This window comes from Sulfurovum xiamenensis, from assembly GCF_030347995.1.
Classification (GTDB): Bacteria; Campylobacterota; Campylobacteria; order Campylobacterales; family Sulfurovaceae; genus Sulfurovum; species Sulfurovum xiamenensis.
The window spans coordinates 24,893-46,252 of the sequence record NZ_JAQIBC010000008.1; the positions used below are offsets into that span (position 1 = coordinate 24,893).

A 21,360-nucleotide genomic window follows, 5' to 3' on the forward strand; every position below is an offset into this window, starting at 1 on the left:
GATAAGAACCTTATAAAATATATAACTTTATGAGGTTTACTTACCCGTCAAAAATCATAAAGTTTCCATTCCTATTTTTGCTCTTAACCAAATATTGATTGTTGGTTGTATTCATCAGAACTTTTATCATTGCAAATAAAATCAACCTTGTAATATTGTCTAAATATTCCCATTAAAAAAAATGTAAATGACAATACAAAAACAGATATAAATTTAATAATATACTCTTGTGAAAAAGATATATTATCATTGAGTCCAAAAATTGCTATTGGTATCATTGATATAGACATAGTAAATGTATCAAGTTTAAATCTTTTTTCGGCACTCATTATGGGCTGATTGCATTCTCTACAAGTAAAGCCTTTTTCATTTTCGATAAATGAGATACTTTTTTTTGGGAATAATACTCGTTTAATAAAATATCTTATAGAAATCTCTTCTTGACAGCAAGGACATTTTCTTCTTTTCATATAAATTCCTATTGTGTGTTAATTAGCATTAAGGGGGGGGGTAAGGACATTTTTTCATTAAGAGTATATCAGAAATGTCGTATTTTAAAAACCTTATAAAATATATAACTTTATAAAGTTTTTAAAAGAGAGTTGAGCATATAAGTTTAAACGTCTGTATTGCCACAGTGCCCGCATTTTTTCGCCGCAACAGGGATACTCTCAGCACATTCACTGCATACTNAGTTTTTAAAAGAGAGTTGAGCATATAAGTTTAAACGTCTGTATTGCCACAGTGCCCGCATTTTTTCGCCGCAACAGGGATACTCTCAGCACATTCACTGCATACTTTTGTTGTGGGTGCTTTGGCTGCCTCAGGCTCTCTGAGTCTGTTATATGCTTTGATGAACATAAAGACAACAAGCCCCAGGATCACAAACGAGATCACATCATTGATGAACATACCGTATTTGATCGCTGGAGCCCCTGCTTTATCCAATGCAGCCATATTTTCATAAGTGTTCCCGTCGAGTGCGATAAAGAGCTGGGAAAAATCCACCTGACCCAAAAGCATACCTACCGGAGGCATCACTACATTAGCCACCATAGACTTCACTACGGTAGCAAAAGCCCCACCAAAGATAAAACCCACAGCCATATCTACCATATTTCCCTTGATCAGAAACTTTTTAAATTCCTCTAACATACTTGTCCTTTTTAATATAATAAGATTATAAATTATAATACAAAAAAGAAGTAAATTCTCTGAAAAGTATCAGTCAATAGGTTCATTGTATAGGATAAGTATAAAAAAAGAGTGAAATAGTGTATACTTCATTATGGCTATATATCAAGAGACGATCACACTATCACCAAAGTCCAAAGGGTTTCACCTCATTACCTATGAGATAGAAAAAGCATTGCTTTCGATGCCCACTATTGAGACTGGACTGTTACACCTTTTTATCCAACACACCAGCGCTTCACTGAGTATCAATGAGAATGCTGACCCTACTGTGCGTAAGGATATGGAGAACTTTTATACCGAACTTGCTGATGACAAGCCCTACTATATCCATACGTATGAAGGGGCAGATGATATGCCTGCACACATCAAAGCTTCCATGCTTGGAAGTGCATTGACCATCCCTATCACAAATGGCAGGATGAATCTTGGTACGTGGCAGGGGATCTATCTTGGAGAACACAGAGATCACGGCGGGAGCCGCCGTATCGTAATGACACTCTATGCTTAAGTCTTAGCTTAACTTTCTATTTCTGGCAGCCAGAACTGTCAATACAAACAATCCTGCAACGGCATAATAAACCCACATAGGAATCGGCACCGGATCACCGGCTGCATAAGAGTGTAAACCTGAGAGATAATAGTTTACACCAAAGTAGGTCATCAGTACTGTAGAGTATGCCCATGTGGCAGTTACATTATAGATGAAGTTTGACTTCAATGCAGGGATGAATCTCAGGTGAAGTACAGTTGCATAAATAAGTATCGTCACTGCTGCCCAGGTCTCTTTAGGATCCCAACCCCAGTAGCGTCCCCAGCTTTCATTGGCCCAGACACCACCAAGGAAGTTACCTACAGTCAGTAAGAAGAGACCTATGATCAGTCCCATTTCAGAAAGATTTGTCAACTCTTTAATGGAACGGTCGATATTTTCATTGCCATTTTTACCTCTCATGATATAGAGTATCAGTACCAAAAGGGATAAGATAGAACCCAATCCGAAGAAACCGTCACCAGAGATAATGGTTGCCACATGAATCATGAGCCAGTATGACTTAAGAACGGGAACGAGATTGGTGATCTCAGGGTTGATGAAGTTCATATGGGCTACCCCCATGGTCACACCCGCCAAGATAGCCGTACCGGCTAAAGCAAACGGTGAACGCCTAGCCAGGATAATACCTGCTAACACAGTAGAAGCCGCAATAAATACGATGGATTCATAAGCATTTGACCAAGGTGCATGTCCTGAAATGTACCAACGAATACCCAATCCCACAATATGCAGAGCGAATCCGACGATAAGAACGGCCAATGCTATACGCATGATCCATTTCATAGAGAATGCAGGTTTAAGTACATTGATAAATGCAAAGATCAGAAGTACGATACCCAATAAAAGATAGAGTGGCACAAGCTTGCCAAAGAGTCCGAATTTATTGTATTTGATCTCCATATCTATATGTGTTTTACTCGGTATCACTGCAGATCCGTATTTTTCCTGATACTGACGTATCCCTGTCAGTGCAAGATCTGCCCTTGACCAATCACCGGTTTTAAGTCCCTGTGCTACCATTTGGAAATAGGCGGCAATACTCATTCTGACAGCATCAGCCTGCTCTTTAGAAAATGCTTTGATCGCATCCAGAGGTGCCATCCATTTGTTATTGGCATCATTTGGTTTTGGGAAGATACGTAAAAGAGACCCCTGATATGCCATAAATGCAACATTGACCCTTTCATCTATTTTGATGAGTTCTTTATCATACTGCGATTTTTCCAGTGGCTTCTTTTGACTGGCCTCTGTCACTGCTGAGAAGATCTTATAACTGTTATCTCCCTCTGAAAAGAAATCTGTAAATCTTGCATATTTTGTATTTTCCGGTAATCCCAGTGTTACAGCAATCTTTTTATGCCCGACTTTGATCATCGGCACATTTTGGTACAGATCCGGCTGCATGATCATTCCCAGCAGCATTTGTGTAGGTTCCAGATCAAAAAGAAGTGATCTTCCTGTGATCTTAGCGATCACATCATGGGCAACCGTATCCATAGGTTTCATACGTCCCTGATGGTCCTGCACTGCAATTTTTCCAAAGTTCTTTGCATGATCAGCATCATAGGATCGCATCGTTTTTAGCATTTCATCATCGATGGTCGGTGCTGCAGCATTCAGATGTTGCGGATTGAGTGCCAACAGTGCCACAAAAGCCACTGCTGCAGCAGATGTCTGTAGTTTTCTTGCTCCCTTAAGAAGTTTTTGAAATCTTCCGCTAGGTGCAAAGAGTGACCATATCATTCCGATCGTCAGCAAGATATATCCGATGTAGGTAGGCAGAGTTCCCGGATCATGGTTCACAGAAAGTACGGTACCTTTTTCATCCTGGTCATAGGAAGACTGGAAGAAACGGTAGTTTCTATGATCAAGCACGTGGTTCATATAGATCTTATACGGCATATTGATATTCTGTTCTTTGTCTATCAGTACGACGTCACTGGAGTATGATGCAGGTGTCATAGAACCCGGATAACGTTCCAGTTCAAAGTTTTCAAGTTTGATGGAAAACGGCAGGTCGATCAGTTTTGCCCCGACACGCATATCGATGTGCACACCATTGAGATCCATCTGCTTTATTTTCCCCATTTGACCCTGATATGGGCGTGTGGTAATGATCTTGCTTTCGTCCCCTACACTGACTTTCCATTGTATATACTCTGCTTGACCTTTCTGGGTTTTAAGATCGTGAGACTCCAACTTCACAATCGCTTTTTCATGTACATCTTTCAAAACGATCGCATTGGATCCAAATCTATACAACATTCTGTTCTTGAACTCATTTTCTCCTGCTTTTAATTCACCTGAGCTTCTATCGTTCATATTGAGTGTTTGCAGTACAAAAGGGAATTCTACTTTATACCCTGTACCATCTTCCTTAATAAGGAAAGTCGGTTTATCGGTCGTAGGTTCGATATCATATCCCAGATAAAAACCGCCAAAGTCTTTTCTTTCACCTTTGGCTATATAGTAGATCTCACCTTTTTTGCCTGTGGAGATCTTCAATTCTAAGAGTTTTTTTCCGTTTTCAGACGGTATCGCTTTTTCTTGGGCTGTTGGCATATACTTTAGCAATTCTACTTTGACTTTTTTATCTCCAACTATAAGACTCTCGGTTAACATATTGCCCGTCATCGTTGAGAAGTAAAGCTCTTTTTCAAGCGTAGCACTCTTCTGACCCTCTGTAGCATGGATTTGTAGTACCTTAGCATCTGAAACCATGGTATGGCTTGATTCACCTTCTCGTATATGCATGATACCTTCATAGCCGATGTAACGTGTGACAACTGCACCTAGTGCAATAACAAGGAAAGAGAAGTGGAAAAGAAAAACAGCAGGTTTGGTTTTGTAGCTTTTATATTTGATCATATTGTAGGTCAGGAGAGCGATGAAATAGCCCAGAAACACTTCAAACCATTGTGTCTTGTAAATAAGTGCTCTTGCAGTTTGCGTACCGTAATCATTTTCAATAAATGTTGCCGTACCGATCAGTGCACCAAAAGCAAACAACATAAACACAGCCATTTTCATGGAAAAAATATACTTCATCTCTTAATATCCCCTTATACGATTGAGTAGAAGATTATAACGGATGTTTACTAACCAAACGTTAATCCTCAAAATTTCACGCCTATTGTAGGGACAATAGAAGGGAACTGTTACCTAAGAACCCTCACTCTGTAATTCTATCACTACACGAAATCCTATAAAATAGTTTCGCCCGCCAGAACCCAAATTGATGCGTGAAGAACAGCGGCTGTTCTCAGCACTTCCGTTCCAGGAACCGCCACGCAGAACCCTGCCCTTCTCATTGGGTATTTTATAGGCTGAACCGTCTGTAGGTGTGTTTTCATAATTTTCACTGTACCAGTCTGCACACCATTCCCATACATTTCCGTGCATATCGTACAATCCCCATGCATTGGGTTTTTTTGTACCTACATCATGGGTCACACCTTCAGCGTTCTCCGCATACCAGGCATAGTCACCAAATTCCTTCTCATCATCGCCAAAACAATAATTTCCGGTACTTCCTGCCCGGCAAGCATATTCCCATTCTGCTTCGGTAGGAAGACGGTAGGTCACACCATCTCTTTGTGTTTTCCATGCACAATACGCCTTGGCATCATGATAACGCACACGTCTTACAGGTACATCCAAACCAAGATGTTCATGCCTCTCTTCAGGTACTTCTGCGCCTGTAGCCTGTGCAAAGAGCATATACTCTTCCACGGTCACCTGTCGCTTAGCCATCGCAATATCATAGTTGATATGTACTTCATGTACAGGTTTTTCTCTCTCTTTGGCAAGTACGTCATCAGAACCCATAAGAAAAGAGCCTCGGGGCAACTGTACAAAATTCTCATCAAAATAGGATTGCATCATGTTACTTTAACTCTCCCCAGCTGTCGCCTACACTAACTGAACACTCCAATGGCACATCCAACTCCAAGATATTCTCCATCGTATGCACAAAACGTTTGGAGATTTCCTCTACTTTCTCTTCTTTGACTTCAAAAATGAGTTCATCGTGTATCTGTAAAAGCATAAAGGCATCCAGATTCTCTTCTCGTATAATCGTATCTATTTGATTCATAGAGAGTTTGATAAGGTCAGCGGCACTTCCTTGGAAAACGGTGTTGACCGATTCACGCATGTAGGCTGCTTTTTGCATACCGTTGGCATTTTCATAGTCAAAGATACGTCTTCTTTTCAGTATGGTTTCCACATAACCGTCTAACTTGACACGTTCCTGGATCCCTTCAAGAAAGCTTTTCACTGTGGGGAATGATGCAAAATAGTTCTTGATGATCTCCTTGGCTTCTGCTTGTGCTATGCCCACATCTTCAGAGAGTTTTTTCGGTCCCATACCGTAAAGAAGCCCAAAGTTCACCGATTTTGCCAAGTTACGTTTTTCTTTGGCTTCCTCTTCTCCAAAGAGTTTGATAGCGGTCGCCAGGTGAATATCCGCTCCCTGATTGAAGGCATCCATTAAAGCGGCATCTTTGGAAAAGTGTGCAAGCAGTCGAAGTTCTATCTGGGAGTAGTCGATACTGACCAGTTTATACCCCTCTTTAGCCACAAAAGCTTCTCTTACCGAACGCCCGAGTGCTGAACGCACAGGGATGTTCTGCAGGTTAGGATCACGTGAACTCAAACGTCCCGTCGCTGTACCCGTTTGCACGAAAGAAGTATAGATACGGGATGCTTCATCTGCCTTTGCCAATTTCAACAAAGGCTCTACATAGGTAGAGAGTATCTTCTGGTATTCACGGTACTCAAGGATCTTCTCAATAATAGGATGCTCACCTACCAATGCACTTAAGACTGCTTCATTGGTACTGTATCCTGTTTTGGTTTTCTTACCGCCTTTGAGTCCCAACTGCTGAAAGAGTACGACACCTAACTGTTGTGTAGATTTGATGTTAAACTCAGAACCGCTGAGTTCATAGATCTCCGAAGTCAAAGTAGCCAGATCTTCACTAAGCGTTTTTTGTAGTGCTTCCAGTTTGGAAGGATCGATCTTAATACCCAGGTTTTCCATACGTATCAGTACATTGATAAACGGGTACTCTACATTTTTAGCTTCCTTCAGAAGATGTGTCAAAGAAGAGAGTTCCATTTTCTTTTTAATCACACCATAGAGCAAATAGGTCATCCAGGCATCTTCAGCTGCATAAAAAGTGGCATCCTCTATGGCTACTGCTGAAAAATCCTCTCCTTTCTTTACCATCTCTTTAAAAGGTTTCATCTCATATTTGAAAAAGGTCTTGGCCAGTGTGTCAAGCCCCACTTTACTTCCCGGGTTTGAAAGCCACGCCATGATCATCGTATCGGCATAAGGTATGATCGGTTCCATGTTAAACTGGTTATAGAGTAATGAAAAGTCAAATTTGAGATTTTGTCCCACGACCTGGAATGTCATGAGCTTTTTGAGTGCACTGATCGCATCATCCAGGCTTACCTGTGCTTCTACACCCAGGTAATTATGCCCCACAGGTACATAGTAGGATCTTTGTGCATCGAAACAGAAGCTGAACCCTACCAGGTTTGCTGTTTTGGTATCCAGTCCAGTGGTTTCTGTATCAAAAGCGACGATCGCATCTTTCTCTATACTCTCTATCACACTGTTTAACTTCTCTTTACTGTCTAACGTGATCGCTTCAAAACTGAGTGCTGCGCTCTTTGGTTTTTCCACTACCGGACAATCTGTCTCGTCAAGCCCTACTTTTGCTTTTTTAATGGCTTGCTTCATCTCATATTTCTCAAACTCTTCAAGTAGGCACGAGAGGTAGTTCTTGTCTTCAAAGACAAAACTTTCCACATCTAAATCTTTGAAGACATCTGATCTCATAGTCACCAGTTCACGGGACAAGAAAGCATTCTCTTTACTCTCTAAAAGTAGGTTCTGTATACGCGGTGTACCACAGTTTTCGATATCTTCATATATCGCTTCAAGTGTGTGATACTGGTTGATCAATTTTGCTGCACCGACTTTTCCTATCCCTTTTACACCGGGGATATTGTCTGAACTGTCTCCGAGTATGGCTTGAAAATTGATGAAGTCTTTAGGATGTACACCAAATTTATCCACACATGCCTGTTCATCTACTTCTTGCTTTTTTACAGAGTCATACATGACCACAACGCCATCATCGATCATTTGGTAGAGATCTTTATCATGCGAGACAATACGTACTTTTAAACCTTTTTCTCTGGCAAATTTGGTGACTGTCGTGATCACATCATCTGCTTCAAACCCTTCTCTTGACAGATTGGCAAACCCCATTTGTTCTATCCACTCTATAGCTACAGGAAGCTGTTTGATCAGATCATCCGGTGCTGCTTCACGATGGGCCTTGTACTCCGGATAGAGATCATTACGGAAAGTTCTGCCTTTTGCATCCAGAGCAAAAACCAGGTAATCGGTACTGTGGTCACGGTGTAAAGAGTCCACAAGATTGGCAAATCCGGTTAACAACCCTGTCGGGAAACCTTCCGAATTACGTAGAGGAGGAAGTGCAAAATAGGAACGAAAGAAAAATCCGAATGTGTCTATGATCGTGATCGTTTTCATACTGTTTTTCCTTCCAATTCTTTGGCCAAATACTCACCGGTATAAGACCCTGTTTTTTTATACTCTTTTGCTATCTCTTCCGGTGAACCTGTAGCAATGACAAGTCCGCCTTTATTTCCACCTTCAGGTCCCATATCTATAATGTAATCTGCATTTTTGATCATATCCAGATTATGTTCGATGACGACCACTGAATTACCCAATTCGACCAAATGGTGTAATACACCTGTAAGTCTGTCCACATCAGCAAAGTGAAGTCCCGTAGTCGGTTCATCCAACACATAAAGGGTTTGGCCTGTATCTTTACGGCTTAGCTCTTTACTCAGCTTGATACGCTGCGCCTCTCCCCCTGAAAGTGTGGTAGCATTTTGTCCCAGGGTGATATAATCCAGTCCAACATCTGTCAATGTCTTCAGCTTGACCGCAATAGCCGGGATCGCTTTGAAGAATTCCAGTGCTTCACCTACACTCATACCAAGTACATCGGAGATAGACTTTCCTTTATACAACACTTCTCGAGTCTGTGCATTGTAGCGTGTACCGTCACAGGCATCACACTTTACCAAGACATCCGGCAAGAAGTGCATCTCGATCTTGATCTGTCCATCTCCCTGGCACTTCTCACAGCGTCCACCTTTCACGTTAAATGAAAAGCGGCCTATCTTGTAGCCGCGAAGTTCTGCCTCTTTGGTTTGCGCAAAGAGTTTACGTATCTCATCCATAATACCGGTATAGGTTGCAGGGTTGGAACGCGGTGTTCTCCCTATCGGGCTTTGGTCCAGATAGATGACCTTATCAAGTTTGTCCAGTCCTGTGATCTCTACACCATCGACTTTATTCACCTTTTTTGCATGGTTCAGTATCTCTCTTGCCACAGGAAGCAGCGTTTGAAGGATCAATGAACTTTTACCGCTTCCACTGACACCTGTAACACACACAAAATTCTCCAAAGGGATCTTCGCATCAAGTTTTTCGATATTGTTGATCGTCACATTTTTGATCTCTATCCACTCATTTTGGGGCTTGTCATGCGTGTAAGAGATAACTTTCTTGCCATACATATAGTCTGCTGTCAGGGTCTTGGCTTTAGCCAATTTCTTTGCATCACCGGCAAATACTACTTCTCCACCAAACTCACCTGCTCCAGGACCGATATCTATAATGTAATCGGCTGCAAGTATGGTCTCTTTATCATGTTCCACTACGATCACGGAATTCCCTTTGTCACGCAAAGAGTTAAGTGTACGTATGAGCTTCATCGTATCACGTTCATGCAGTCCAATGCTCGGCTCATCCAGTACATACATCACTCCCGTCAGTCCGGAACCTATCTGGGAAGCGATACGTATACGCTGTGCTTCTCCCCCTGAGATACTTCTTGCATCACGGCTCAAAGTAATGTAGCCCAGCCCCACATCATGTAGGAAATAGAGTCTTTCATACAACTCTTTAAGTATGGATTCTGCTATCATCTTCTGCTGCTCATTCAAGTGGGAAAAACTCTTTTCATCTGCGAAATAGGCATACGATTTTTCGATAGGCATATCAATGATATCTGCGATATTTTTCCCCTCTATCTTCACCGCTAAAGAACGGGGTCTGAGTCTATGCCCATGACACTTGTCACACACCTTTTCAGTCATATATTCAGAAAGGTCTTTCTCCTCTTTGAACATGTCATGTGCGAACTTCACGACTCCGGGCCATTCACGTTTGAGCTTATGCCGTTTCCATACGAAATCTACCGTACTCCCATTTCCGTAAAGGATGGCCTTTTGCTGGTGTGCTTCAAGTTCACCATAAGGGAGTTGGATGTCTATCTCATTTTGTTCACAGAAAGCATTGAGGAATTTGGTGTAATAACTCTTATTAAACCCGTACATGATCTTGACAGCACCCTTGTCTATACTGAGTTCCTGGTCTATGACCTTCTTCAGATCTATCGCATAACGGATCCCAAGGCCATCACAGGTCGGACAGGCACCCTTAGGTGAGTTGAAAGAGAAGCTTACCGGTTCCAAAGGTTCGAAGCTCAGTTTACAGTCAAAGCAGGCCAAGTGTTCAGAGTAATGGATATGCTGTCTATCAAGTTCCAACTCTTCATAATTGAGTACTTCGATCTCCATCTCGCCGTAACTCTCTTTGAGTGCTTTTTCCACATCCTGTCCTATACGGTCACGGCTCTCTTCTTTGACAACGACTCTGTCTATCACCACTTTGATGGTGTGTTTTTTTGTTTTGGAAAGTTCTATCTCATCATCAAGACGCACCATCACCCCATCGATCATCGCACGGACATATCCTTTGTGGCGAAGAGACTCCAGCATGTCTGCAAAGGTACCTTTTTTCTCTTTGACCAGCGGGGCCATGATCATGAGTTTTGCCCCATCAGGCAGTTTTAGCACCTCTTCTATAATATCAGAAGCGGACATCGAAGAGATAGGCTTTCCGCACTCATGACAATGCTGTTCACCGACACGTGAAAACAACAATCTCAAGTAATCATAGATCTCAGTGATCGTTCCCACAGTGGAACGCGGGTTTTTAGAGGTGGTCTTCTGGTCTATCGCAATAGCAGGGGTCAACCCCTCTATTTTATCGACATCAGGTTTTCCTACACGCCCCAAAAACTGCCGTGCATACGAAGAGAGTGACTCTATATAACGTCTTTGACCTTCCGCATACAAAGTGGAAAAGGCCAAAGTAGACTTACCACTTCCCGAAATTCCGGTAACGACTACCAGTTGGTTTTTAGGGATGCTCAGATTTATATTTTTTAAATTATTTTCTTTTGCACCGTAAACGTGTATCATATCTTTCTTCATAATTATCCCTGTTTGACTTCACCTAATAGATGGCTATTAAAAAAGTTATTTTACAACAAAGTATCATTGATACCCATAAAGTCTATGGATAATATCAGATCTTTATCACTTGAGCAGGAACAGAAAAGACAAATTTATAATATTCATCTTCATACACAGATTCTATTTCACCTTTCAGTCTTTTGATTAACTTTATACTTAATTGCAAGCCATGTCTCCCTTTTTCATTTCCGGTTAACTTCATTTGTTTTAACACGGATTTGAACAAACTGTTTTTTTGGTACACAGTACTGCCAATCTCAATAGTTAGAAATTTATTTTTATAGGCAAAATGTATATTTACCGGTTTGCTATGTTCAGCAAACTGATAAAGATCCATTAGAAGGTGTAGAAATATACTCTGTATTTTAGGTGCATCAAATACTAAAGATGCAGGAATCTCATTCTCTACGACAATATTAAAATCCATCATCTCCGGGAAAATGTTATGTTTATACTTTTCTATGCTCTTCACAAAATCTTGAATCATACATTTTTCATTATGGACCTTAAGGTTTCCATTAAAATAATACCCTTCTAGCATGTCGGGTACCAACTTTGTTTTTCTTAATGTTTCCTCCAAGTCTTCCATACCTTTTCGGGAGGCAATTGAAAAAACCAATAGCTCAAACAACATATATGCATACTCATTTTTTTCGAAAAGATGGTGCACTTCCTCAAGTATAAATTCGATATTTTGATCGAGCTTTCCTAATCTCTTATTCTCTATCAAAGACCTCTTTAATTTTTCTTCTTTGATGTTTTGAACATTATTACTCTTATTAGCTTCCTTAAGCTCATGCTTTAAATGTTCATGATCTTCTTTGAGTATCTCGAGTTGTGTGGTTAACTCTTTTATCTGTGATTGATAGGCTTGTATCTCAGAAGAAAGTTCTAATGCAGATGTTTCTATTTGCTTACATTTTTCTTCTGATTTCTTTAGCTCACTTTGAGATTTGTCTATTTTGGTTTTGTATACAGCTTCGTTTTTTCTATAGAACTCCAGTTCTTCCAAAGTCTCATCAAATTTCTTTTCCAGTGCTGTAAATTCATCGCTCACTTTACTTGGTATATCTTTCGTCTCTGGAGCTACGACAGGCTTAGTATCAGAAACAACTTTATTCTCTTTAGTGTCATCTGTAAATGCGATGATCTCTTCTTTTTCCATCTTTTCGCACACTACCAATTTCGTCAATAGTGGCATAAATGATTTCAGTATAGATTCATCTTTTCTGGTAAAGATCTTTTTTTGCTTTAAGCCTCTCCATATACGTAATACCCCTATGACCCGCTTACCCTTTATAATAGGGAAGATCATTAAAGCTTTTACTTTTAACTCTAGGGGATTATCTATTTCAGGAGTATAATACTTATCACTGGTACTATGATTCGAAATCACAGAAGACTTACCAGTGATGGCTTGTTTTGTTAGACTTGGTACTAAAGAAACAGCTTCTTGATCGCCACTTTCAATTAAGTGCAGCATTTCATTCTTATCATCATATGCCCAAAGCTTTACAACCTCGGCATTGAAAAGTGACTCAAATTGCTTTTCTATTTGTTCTATATAGTTTAAATCTTTTGACTCAACATATTTATTTAAAGTGTTAGCCATCGTTTTAAAATTCGACTTTAAATCACCTTGCATTCTCTTCCTTATTCTCTATATTCATTTCTCTTGAGGCAGTGTTGTGCGTATCTGTTTTGGCATATAGTACTTAAACTGTTTAGGTTGTATGAAAAAATCTATTTCACCGCACTTTTCACTGATATCATTCCACGAGTCTATATTTAGATTGATTGCCAATACCCCCAACGTAGGGAGTTTAGAGAAATTTGTCTCTATCAAAAAATTTGCGAATTCAGTCAACTCCGGGTTATGTCCCACTAAAAATATCGTTTCATAGCTGTCATCTTGAAGGGTCAATATATTCATTAGCGTTTCAGGACGCGAATTATAAAGTTCCTCCATATAATGGATCCTACCTTCATAACCGATCTTTTTACCTAGTTGATCCGCCGTAGTCTGTGCTCTGAGTGCTAAACTAGATAAAATAAGATCCGGTTTCAACCTCTGAAGAGACATATATGAACTGATCGTATCAAGGTCTTTATGACCTTTTTTTTTCAATCCTCTCTCAAAGTCACTAAGCGACCCATCACTCCAGTCTGATTTTGCATGCCGTATAAGATATAATGTTTTGATGCTCCACTCCTATGCTCTATTTTAATACAAAACCAAACCTAAACCTTTTTAGACTTGATTTCATATTAGGATGCGGTAGACCATAAATGAGCTTACAGCTCATTCATGGCTTTAGACATGCTTTGTACAGTCTTCTCCATAATCATTTTTCCAAGGGCTACATTCCCGTCATCCCTAAAAATGGCAAACGTTGTAAGTTTGGAAAAATTGTCTCCGCCTGCATCTCCAGAACTATTGATAAGGAAAACATGTCCATCTTCCGTTCTAGACTCTACCAAAGAGGCATCAGCAAACCCCACGTCCAAAGAAGATTCAGAGATCATTCTAAATGCATCATTAAAGATACTTGCTGAATATGCGATATCTACACTTGTGTTCTCTTCATCCATATAAAGTGTTTCACCAGAAAAGTTCAATACTGCAGATCCTAAATATCCGTTTACAGAACGTAATTTTTTCATTGATTGGTCAAATTCGATCATTGTCTATCCTTCTATTAACTGTTTTGAATTTTTTGCATGGTTTCGTTGAATGTAGCTAAGCTTCCGTCATGATCTTTTAAAAATGCTTCTAAGAGTGCCAAAGATGCATCCATGCCACCGTTCTCTTCTGCAGCAAGCAACTCTTTATATAAAGGTTCGATCACAGATCTTGCAGATGCGGACATCCCTCTTCTGGTTGAAACATAATTTCTGAATGATTTATCTGGGTTTGTAGCAACTTTTATATGTGCGAATACCCAATAAAACCCTCCATCTTTAGAGAGATTTTTCACAAATGCTTTGACATCATTCCCTGCTTTGAGACTATCCCATAAATATTTGAAAATAATTTTTGGCATATCCGGGTGACGTACAATTGAATGCGGTTTGTCTAAAAGTTCTGCTTGTGTATAGCCTGCTAATTTAAAAAATATCGGATTTGCATAGGTGATATTACCTTCTGCATCTCCTTTTGAAACAACAATATCAACACTTTTAACTTCGTGTTCTAGATCTATTGGTTTCATGCTCATAAGATAACTCCTTGTAAAAATATAATGCTGACCTTTATCGGCACAGAGGTTGAAAACAATATAACTGAATGAAAAAGAATAGTAAGAATCTATGGTAACCTGGCGATCTCAAAAATAAGACCCATGGCTTTCTGCCCCTATCTCACAATAGGTTTAGCTTTTTCAATGAAGGTATATGAGCGCGAAGTATATAGCTACCTATCTTTTCAAATACTTAATAATTGCAGTATTTATGATAAATTGAGTGATTTTATTATAATTAATATTATTGAAAATATTTGAGGATAATCATGAATTATATTGATGATTTAACGTGCGATTTAAAGCGTCTTTAAAGTAGATATTAGGAGGAGGATTTTTAATGATAAATAGCGATTAAATGGACCCTTTATGTCATCAATTATATAAAAGATACGACTCAGAACCACATTTTTTTTATCAAAATGATCAATGCGAACATATAAAGTGCTAAAAGTGCCATCTTATGATGTTTCGAAGTCACATGATCTTTAAGCCAGATACCCATAGCTACACCGATCAGTGAAGCTACAGCGACCATCAAACCATTGTTAAAGTCTATCGTCCCGCTGCTCAATCGGCTTATCATCCCGGCTACCGAAGAGAAGACTACAAAGAACAACCCTGCACTGACCGCTTTTTTTATAGGGTAATGCAATACTCCTACTAGAAGAGGTGTGAGTATAATAGACCCCCCGATACCCAGTGTAATGGAAAATATCCCAATGCCAAGACCAATACTAAAAAGCAAGGCTTTATTCAATGTTTTACTCTTTCCATCATCCTCATGATGCTGTGAGAAAAAAAGTCGGAACAGAGCAAATATTAACAGCCCAAGAAAGAGAAACTGCAGGATGATATCTGAGATATAGTGTGTGACATACCCGCCGATGTATCCACCTATAAAGCCTCCAAATCCGACAAAGATCCCCTCACCGATGATCAAAGAACCTTTTCTGAAGTTAAGAAATGAGCCGTAAATAGAGCTAAAGACCATTTGAATGATGGAGATACCGATGGCATCTTTAGTATCAAAACCAAGCACTAAAAGTATAGGTACAAGGATCATTCCTCCACCTATACCAAAAAAGCCTGACATCGTACCGATAAAAATACCGACGAATATAAGTTCTATCATCATTTCCTCTGCTCCAAAAATTAAGTTGGAAGTATAACATTTTTCATCATGTTTACACTAATCTCGCTATACTTAGCGTATAGTATAGTAACGACATAGACAGATGTTTGAGTCTCTATCAAACTTCATGCAAAAAAGGCTGAGAAAAAAATGCTTCTATCACTGCTCTCATCTCTTCTGGATCTTCTATACGATTCACATCATTTCTAAATGCAGAAGCACCTTGATAACCCGCTTTTGAGTAGGAATGAAGGTTTTTTCTAAAAATGATCGCTCCATACTTATCATAATGTTTGATCATTTGGTCAAAATGTTCTAAAACGACCTCTTTGATGAGTTCGGAAGTGGGCTCTTCCATGCCCTCTTTGATCTGTTTGAATATCCATGGCTTGCCTACCGCTGCACGTCCTATCATGATGCCGTCTGCACCTGTATGTTCCAGTACCCATTTCGCTTTGGCAGGAGAATCTATATCACCGTTGGCAATGACTGGTATCGAGACGGTTTCTTTTACCTCCCCTATCGCATCATAATCTACTGCTGCTTTGTATCTGCCTGCCCTGGTTCTTCCATGTACAGCGATGTAGTCTGCACCGGATTCCTGGCATATATGTGCTATCTCTTTATGGTTTTTTTCATTAAATCCCAAACGGAACTTGACTGAAGTATACTCTTTGTTGGAGTATTTTTTGATCGTTTCTATCACTTTACCCATTTGGGGCAGATCTGTAAGCAGGGATGATCCCTGAAGATTATTCACTACTTTGGGTGCGGGACAGCCACAATTGAGATCGATCGTCGTAATACCATCTATGGCATTGATAATTTCCACCGCGCGCTTAATGACATCCAGATCAGAACCCGCTATTTGGATAGCATAGGGGTCTTCTATCGGACTCTTCTCCAACATACGAAATGTTTTCTTTGAGTTATGGACCAAGGCATTAGAGCTTATCATCTCTGAAATGGTCAGGTCGACACCGAATTTCTTGACAACGGAACGAAAAGGGAGATCCGTAAAGCCCGCTAGAGGGGCTAAGACGTAAAGGGGTTTAGTAAAGTCTAGTTTCATTACAAACGGTTTGTATATCGATAATATCTTCTAATGTATATTTGGTGTGCTCTTGTTTGAGTTCCCAGAGTGCTCTGAACTTCATAAATTCGTGGTCTTCTTGTTCATTCAAGTAGGTTGCGACTTGCTCCAATAATTCATATTCGAACAGAAGATAAAGGTAAGCATTTTGTGCCTTAGGGTTTTCAAGTTGATACCCTCTGAAAATTGTCAAGTTCTCATCTGGATTAAAATATTTTTTAGTCACTGAAGCGATTTTAATATAGTCTTGACAACCCATATCAAGTGCCTCTACAAACTCTGAAAGTATCTCAGGTGTAAATTCAAGTCTGTTTTCTTCAGTCACTCTCTCAAGCATGGTAAAAAAGCTTTTCGTATCAAAAACCTTTACATATTTTCTGGCTTTTATAAAGTTCTCTTTGCGGGCAAACAAATCAAGTGCTTTAGCTTTTACTACCTCAGGATATTGTGTTGCAGCTTTGAGTACATCTTCAATGAATTTATCATCAGATTGTAGACGGTTCAGATAATTCTGTGTCAAAATTGGGTTATTCGTACCAAAGACTTTACTCATTTTTTCTTCTTTCAAGTCGACATACTCACCATTTTTTATTTTCTGTATGATATTGACAACACGTGTAAGTCTTGGTGTTAAACCTTCTATAGTATCAGTAATGCCGAGGGATGCTTTACCTAAAAGTGATGCAGAGCTTCTCACTGCATCCAAGCCATACTTTTGTTCTTTTGGCTCATTGATCAGTGACCAGTACAAAGCATCTTCTAAAGTACTGGCATCTTTTTGCCATTTTTTAAGTATAAAATAATTTTTTAAACCATAAATAAACATATGTAACAGAGTAAAGATGAATAAAAGCAGCATAGGTAGAACTATCCATACTGCTACTGGAAAACTAAAATTGATTCCCATCAATTCCATCGCATAATGGTCCGGGTTAACCGTATAAGTAAACGCAGCAATCACTGCCATAAGCGCAAAAGTAACAAAAATATACAGAGCAAGTCTCATTTTATCCCCTTATTTATATAAGCGACGCAAATAGCGTAAAGCTATATATCCACGTAAACACTCTATTCCCTTTATCAGAGAGTTCACCTAAGCTGTTACTTTAAAATAGGAAATCTATTTCGTCTCTTTTTCAGTGATCTCTCGACATGTTATACAAAAACGTGCAAAGTTCTTTACTTCTAGACGTCGTCTGCCTATAGGATCCTCACACATTTCACATATACCGAAAACTCCTGCTTTTATTTTATCTAAAGCAAGTTCAATTTCGTTTAATTCTTTGCGTTGTTGTACTAAAATTGCACTATCTATCACAGCTTCTGCAGAAGCAGCTGCAAAATCACCTTCATCGTTCAACTCAAGTTCTCTCATTCCTTCTAACTCAAGGCTAGTACCTCTAAGGTTTTTTTCTATCTGTACTCTTCTGTCTAGCAATTTATTTTGAAATTCATTTAACTCTGTTTCTGTTAACATTTAATGTTGTCCTATTTATGATATGGGTGATTATGATTAATGGTCAAACCTCTAAAGATCTGTTCCATCAATACAACTTTCACAAGTTTATGTGAAAGCGTAATTTTACCAAATGATATTGAATTATTACATTTAGTTAAAAAATCCCTCTCAAAGCCGTATGCACCGCCAATAAAGAGGTTCACCTGAACGCTATCCTTAAGCAAATTTGCAAATTCATGACTATCTACTTCTTTCGAAGAGGGATCTAACGCTATATTTATACCAGAATCCAAATACTTTTCCAGTGCTTTAGTGTATGATTTTTGAGCAGCTTCAGGTGAAATATCCTGTGCCTTGGCTATTTCTTTGTCAAATACTTCGATGACTTCTACTTTTGCAAAAGGTTTAGCAATCTTTTTATAATGCTCTATCAAACCGGCATAGAGGTTATCTTTTCCTTTTTTATCGATAATGATGACATTGATCTTCATAGGAATACTCTTTCATTTTAGATGTATTTTTCATAATATTTTTGGTATTGTACACTATAGAGTTAAAAGGAGAAGTATGGATCGTATATTATTTGTATGCTTAGGAAACATCTGTCGCAGTCCTCTAGCACATGGTGTAGCGGAGCATATCGTCAACACTAAAGGACTTGAACTTTTCATCGATTCAGCCGGGACAAGTGATTGGCATAAGGGGGAAGCACCCTGTGAACACTCTATTAAGGTTGCGAAGCAGTACAATATTGATATCAGTCAACAACATTCCCGTCCTATAATACAAGAGGACATCACATCATTTAACTATATTGTAGCCATGGATAAACAGAACAAATCCGATTTGGAAGCCTTTGGATTTAGCAATGTCTATCTTTTAGGTGACTTTGGAGACTATCAGGGGGGAGATGTCCCTGATCCTTACTTCTTTGAAGGATTTGAAGGGTTTGATCATGTCTACAATATGGTTTCCGTATGTGTAGAAGATTTTATGGAAAAGGTAGAAAATGGAAGCCTCTGATTACTGTATCATCACGACTACTACAGATTCTCAAGAGAATGCCGATCTCATCACACGTCTACTCTTGGAAAAGAAACTGGTTGCCTGTGTACAATCTACAACCATACAAAGCGCGTACCATTGGGAAGGAAAAATCATGCAGTCTGAAGAGATACACCTTCAGATGAAAACCAGAAGATCCCTCTTTGAAACAATTCAAACAGAGATCGAGCAGCTGCATACCTATGACCTGCCTGAGATCATCATGGTATCCATGGCAGGTGGAAACCTAGACTACCTTCAATGGATCGAAGAGGAAACCACGAACATTCAATCTCTTTGATAATAAGAGATCATAGAAGCTTTTTGGATCGTATGTTTGTTGATCATAAAACCCACCACTGCACTTTTACTCTCTGCTTTTACAGGTAAACTCTCAACATCCAAAGCATGTATCGTAAAGACATAACGGTGTGCTTTGTCTCCCTGTGGCGGACAGGCCCCGCCAAAACCTGCATGACCATAATCAGTCGTTGTTTCCAATGCACCTTTTGGGAGTGTTTTTTTCGCTGAAGCATCTGCAGAGATCTTATGGGTACCCGCTGGAATGTTCACGATCAACCAGTGCCACCATCCGCTGCCCGTAGGTGCATCAGGATCATACACAGTGAGCGCAAAACTTTTTGTACCTTTGGGTGCATGACTCCAGTGCAGTTCCGGAGAGATATTTTGACCATTACACCCAAACCCATCAAACTCCTGAGCTTTCACCAGCTGTCCTTTGAGCGTCTCACTCTCCAAAGTAAAACTCTCGGCCTCTAAAAATGAGCCTAGTATCATCACTATCCATAGATATCGCATCTTTTCTCCTTCTTTTTTACATATCATAGGGTAATTTATATTAGAATACTATTTAGCTTTTTCAAGATAAATCTTGATACTATACGCCTATAGAATAACCTATCACCCTAGATAAAAAAGGATAAACCATGCAAAATGATTTTACCAAAGCAATGCATTTCAGACATGCCTGTAAAGTATTTGACGAAAACAAAAAGATTAGTGATGAAGAGATGCATTACATCTTGGAAGCAGGAAGAAAATCACCTTCCTCTTTTGGTATGGAAGCATGGAAATTTCTTGTCATCACCAATGAGGATCTAAAAGCGAAACTCAGACCTTACTGCTGGGATCAAGTCCAGATCACCTCTTGTTCTCATCTTGTCATCATACTTGCAGGCATCGAAAATGTCAAAGTTGAGAGCGGTATACCTAAAAAGAGATTCATGCGACGCGACATGCCTCAGGAAACACTTGATTTTTATATGGATATCTATGCCAAACACTTGAAAAAAACACTGAGCACAGATGAGAATATCTATGCATGGACAGCCAGACAAAGCTACATTGCTTTGGGAAATATGATGACTGCTGCTGCTTTTATAAGGATAGACTCTTGTCCTATAGAAGGTTTTGAAAAAGAGAATGTAGAAGAGGTGTTAGGCCTGGATACAAGCAAATACCAAGTAGCTGTTATCGTGCCATTTGGCTACAGACTCAATGCACAATCCACTCAGCTAAGAGTTCCTTTTGACGAAGTGGTTGAGTTTATAAAGTAAGATCCTTTATCCACTCTCTTTAGAGTGGTCTCATATCAGAGATAACAAACAGTTCGTAATAGTTCTACATCGTCTCCACATCTTTAATGTCAATTCCCGATAGTTGTTCCATCTTTTTTTCAACCAGGTCTAAAAAAGTATCTCTGTTCTGTTCATCCATATTGGTATGCAGCATTTCCAATATATATTTGATACCGTTTGCATTGATTTTTTTAACACTAGCCAAATAATGCGTAAAAGCAATAAATTTTACATCATCGATAGAATAGAGCTTTTTATTCTCCTCTTTAGGTGGAAGTAAACCTTTCTCTTCATACATCTTCAGCGTTCTTATTTTTGTGGTTAAGAGTTCTGCAATACTACTCAATGGCAATATGTCTTTTTTATTATCTACTAATGCCAATGTTTCCCCCCTTTTATCTGTTTATAATATTTTACACTATTTAGAATTAAACAGCATACACTTGATTATATATATTAACAATTTATTTAAGTCTTTAGTAATATAAATATGTTAATATAGTACGTATTATATGTAAATATTTAACCTATTATTTGTTAAATATTTACATATAATGATGTGAAAAATTAAAATGAAATTATTTATCCAAAAAATCTA

At 39.1% G+C, this 21,360-nt stretch carries 21 protein-coding genes and 1 riboswitch; of the genes, 4 read left to right on the forward strand and 17 right to left on the reverse strand.

What is annotated here, in order from left to right; genetic code table 11:
• Positions 1-83: 83 nt before the first annotated feature.
• Together PF327_RS09490 and mscL are read right to left on the reverse strand one after the other, a co-directional pair.
• On the reverse strand, positions 84-470 hold the full coding sequence (locus tag PF327_RS09490) for a hypothetical protein (RefSeq protein ID WP_289402334.1): 387 nt from the start codon (positions 468-470) through the stop codon (positions 84-86).
• A gap of 253 nt (positions 471-723) precedes the next feature.
• The gene (gene mscL, locus PF327_RS09495) at positions 724-1,155 is read right to left on the reverse strand and encodes a large conductance mechanosensitive channel protein MscL (protein WP_289402335.1); all 432 of its coding nucleotides are present in this window, start codon (positions 1,153-1,155) and stop codon (positions 724-726) included.
• A gap of 133 nt (positions 1,156-1,288) precedes the next feature.
• On the opposite strand from mscL, the gene PF327_RS09500 reads away from it, so the two are divergent.
• Positions 1,289-1,705, forward strand: coding sequence for a secondary thiamine-phosphate synthase enzyme YjbQ (locus tag PF327_RS09500; RefSeq protein ID WP_289402336.1), 417 nt, complete (start codon positions 1,289-1,291; stop codon positions 1,703-1,705).
• Between the two features lie 3 nt (positions 1,706-1,708).
• Here the strand turns inward: PF327_RS09500 and PF327_RS09505 are convergent, their stop codons facing one another.
• The 13 genes from PF327_RS09505 to PF327_RS09565 form a co-directional block, all read right to left on the reverse strand.
• Positions 1,709-4,798, reverse strand: coding sequence for a cytochrome c biogenesis protein (locus PF327_RS09505; protein ID WP_289402337.1), 3,090 nt, complete (start codon positions 4,796-4,798; stop codon positions 1,709-1,711).
• 114 nt (positions 4,799-4,912) lie between these two features.
• Positions 4,913-5,632, reverse strand: coding sequence for a formylglycine-generating enzyme family protein (locus PF327_RS09510; RefSeq protein WP_289402338.1), 720 nt, complete (start codon positions 5,630-5,632; stop codon positions 4,913-4,915).
• 4 nt (positions 5,633-5,636) lie between these two features.
• The gene (gene polA, locus PF327_RS09515) at positions 5,637-8,327 is read right to left on the reverse strand and encodes a DNA polymerase I (protein ID WP_289402339.1); all 2,691 of its coding nucleotides are present in this window, start codon (positions 8,325-8,327) and stop codon (positions 5,637-5,639) included.
• On the reverse strand, positions 8,324-11,152 hold the full coding sequence (gene uvrA / locus PF327_RS09520) for an excinuclease ABC subunit UvrA (protein ID WP_008242197.1): 2,829 nt from the start codon (positions 11,150-11,152) through the stop codon (positions 8,324-8,326). The genes polA and uvrA overlap by 4 nt, the downstream gene beginning before the upstream one ends.
• A 94-nt stretch (positions 11,153-11,246) precedes the next feature.
• Positions 11,247-12,839, reverse strand: coding sequence for a GAF domain-containing protein (locus PF327_RS09525; protein ID WP_289402340.1), 1,593 nt, complete (start codon positions 12,837-12,839; stop codon positions 11,247-11,249).
• A gap of 21 nt (positions 12,840-12,860) precedes the next feature.
• Positions 12,861-13,397 (reverse strand): SixA phosphatase family protein, encoded by a 537-nt coding sequence (locus tag PF327_RS09530; protein WP_289402382.1) that lies wholly within the window; start codon positions 13,395-13,397, stop codon positions 12,861-12,863.
• A 92-nt stretch (positions 13,398-13,489) separates the two neighbouring features.
• Positions 13,490-13,879, reverse strand: coding sequence for a hypothetical protein (locus tag PF327_RS09535; RefSeq protein WP_008242186.1), 390 nt, complete (start codon positions 13,877-13,879; stop codon positions 13,490-13,492).
• A gap of 14 nt (positions 13,880-13,893) precedes the next feature.
• A complete protein-coding gene (locus tag PF327_RS09540; RefSeq protein WP_008242184.1) occupies positions 13,894-14,412 on the reverse strand; it encodes a PAS domain-containing protein in 519 nt (172 codons plus the stop codon).
• A 90-nt stretch (positions 14,413-14,502) separates the two neighbouring features.
• Positions 14,503-14,580, reverse strand: a riboswitch (cyclic di-GMP riboswitch).
• A gap of 250 nt (positions 14,581-14,830) precedes the next feature.
• Positions 14,831-15,571, reverse strand: coding sequence for a sulfite exporter TauE/SafE family protein (locus tag PF327_RS09545; protein WP_188084871.1), 741 nt, complete (start codon positions 15,569-15,571; stop codon positions 14,831-14,833).
• A 115-nt stretch (positions 15,572-15,686) separates the two neighbouring features.
• The gene (locus PF327_RS09550) at positions 15,687-16,640 is read right to left on the reverse strand and encodes a tRNA dihydrouridine synthase (protein WP_289402341.1); all 954 of its coding nucleotides are present in this window, start codon (positions 16,638-16,640) and stop codon (positions 15,687-15,689) included.
• Positions 16,621-17,667, reverse strand: a complete 1,047-nt coding sequence (locus PF327_RS09555; protein WP_008242178.1) for a hypothetical protein — start codon at positions 17,665-17,667, stop codon at positions 16,621-16,623. Before PF327_RS09555 ends, PF327_RS09550 begins: the two co-directional genes overlap by 20 nt.
• Before the next feature lie 114 nt (positions 17,668-17,781).
• Positions 17,782-18,138 carry an RNA polymerase-binding protein DksA gene (gene dksA / locus PF327_RS09560; protein WP_008242177.1) on the reverse strand — a complete coding sequence of 119 codons (357 nt, stop codon included), beginning with the start codon at positions 18,136-18,138 and terminating at the stop codon, positions 17,782-17,784.
• A gap of 11 nt (positions 18,139-18,149) precedes the next feature.
• Positions 18,150-18,611, reverse strand: coding sequence for a 23S rRNA (pseudouridine(1915)-N(3))-methyltransferase RlmH (locus tag PF327_RS09565; protein ID WP_008242176.1), 462 nt, complete (start codon positions 18,609-18,611; stop codon positions 18,150-18,152).
• A gap of 76 nt (positions 18,612-18,687) precedes the next feature.
• Between PF327_RS09565 and PF327_RS09570 the strand changes: the two genes are divergently transcribed.
• The gene (locus PF327_RS09570) at positions 18,688-19,143 is read left to right on the forward strand and encodes a low molecular weight protein-tyrosine-phosphatase (protein ID WP_289402342.1); all 456 of its coding nucleotides are present in this window, start codon (positions 18,688-18,690) and stop codon (positions 19,141-19,143) included.
• The gene (gene cutA, locus PF327_RS09575; RefSeq protein WP_289402343.1) at positions 19,130-19,465 is read left to right on the forward strand and encodes a divalent-cation tolerance protein CutA; all 336 of its coding nucleotides are present in this window, start codon (positions 19,130-19,132) and stop codon (positions 19,463-19,465) included. Before PF327_RS09570 ends, cutA begins: the two co-directional genes overlap by 14 nt.
• Here cutA and PF327_RS09580 read toward each other — a convergent pair.
• Positions 19,453-19,983 carry a YbhB/YbcL family Raf kinase inhibitor-like protein gene (locus PF327_RS09580; RefSeq protein WP_008242160.1) on the reverse strand — a complete coding sequence of 177 codons (531 nt, stop codon included), beginning with the start codon at positions 19,981-19,983 and terminating at the stop codon, positions 19,453-19,455. The two genes, cutA and PF327_RS09580, sit on opposite strands and share 13 nt — an antisense overlap.
• A 128-nt stretch (positions 19,984-20,111) precedes the next feature.
• Between PF327_RS09580 and PF327_RS09585 the strand changes: the two genes are divergently transcribed.
• A complete protein-coding gene (locus tag PF327_RS09585; protein WP_289402344.1) occupies positions 20,112-20,741 on the forward strand; it encodes an NAD(P)H-dependent oxidoreductase in 630 nt (209 codons plus the stop codon).
• A 64-nt stretch (positions 20,742-20,805) separates the two neighbouring features.
• Here PF327_RS09585 and PF327_RS09590 read toward each other — a convergent pair whose 3' ends face one another.
• Positions 20,806-21,144 (reverse strand): MerR family transcriptional regulator, encoded by a 339-nt coding sequence (locus PF327_RS09590; RefSeq protein WP_008242156.1) that lies wholly within the window; start codon positions 21,142-21,144, stop codon positions 20,806-20,808.
• Positions 21,145-21,360 lie beyond the last annotated feature (216 nt).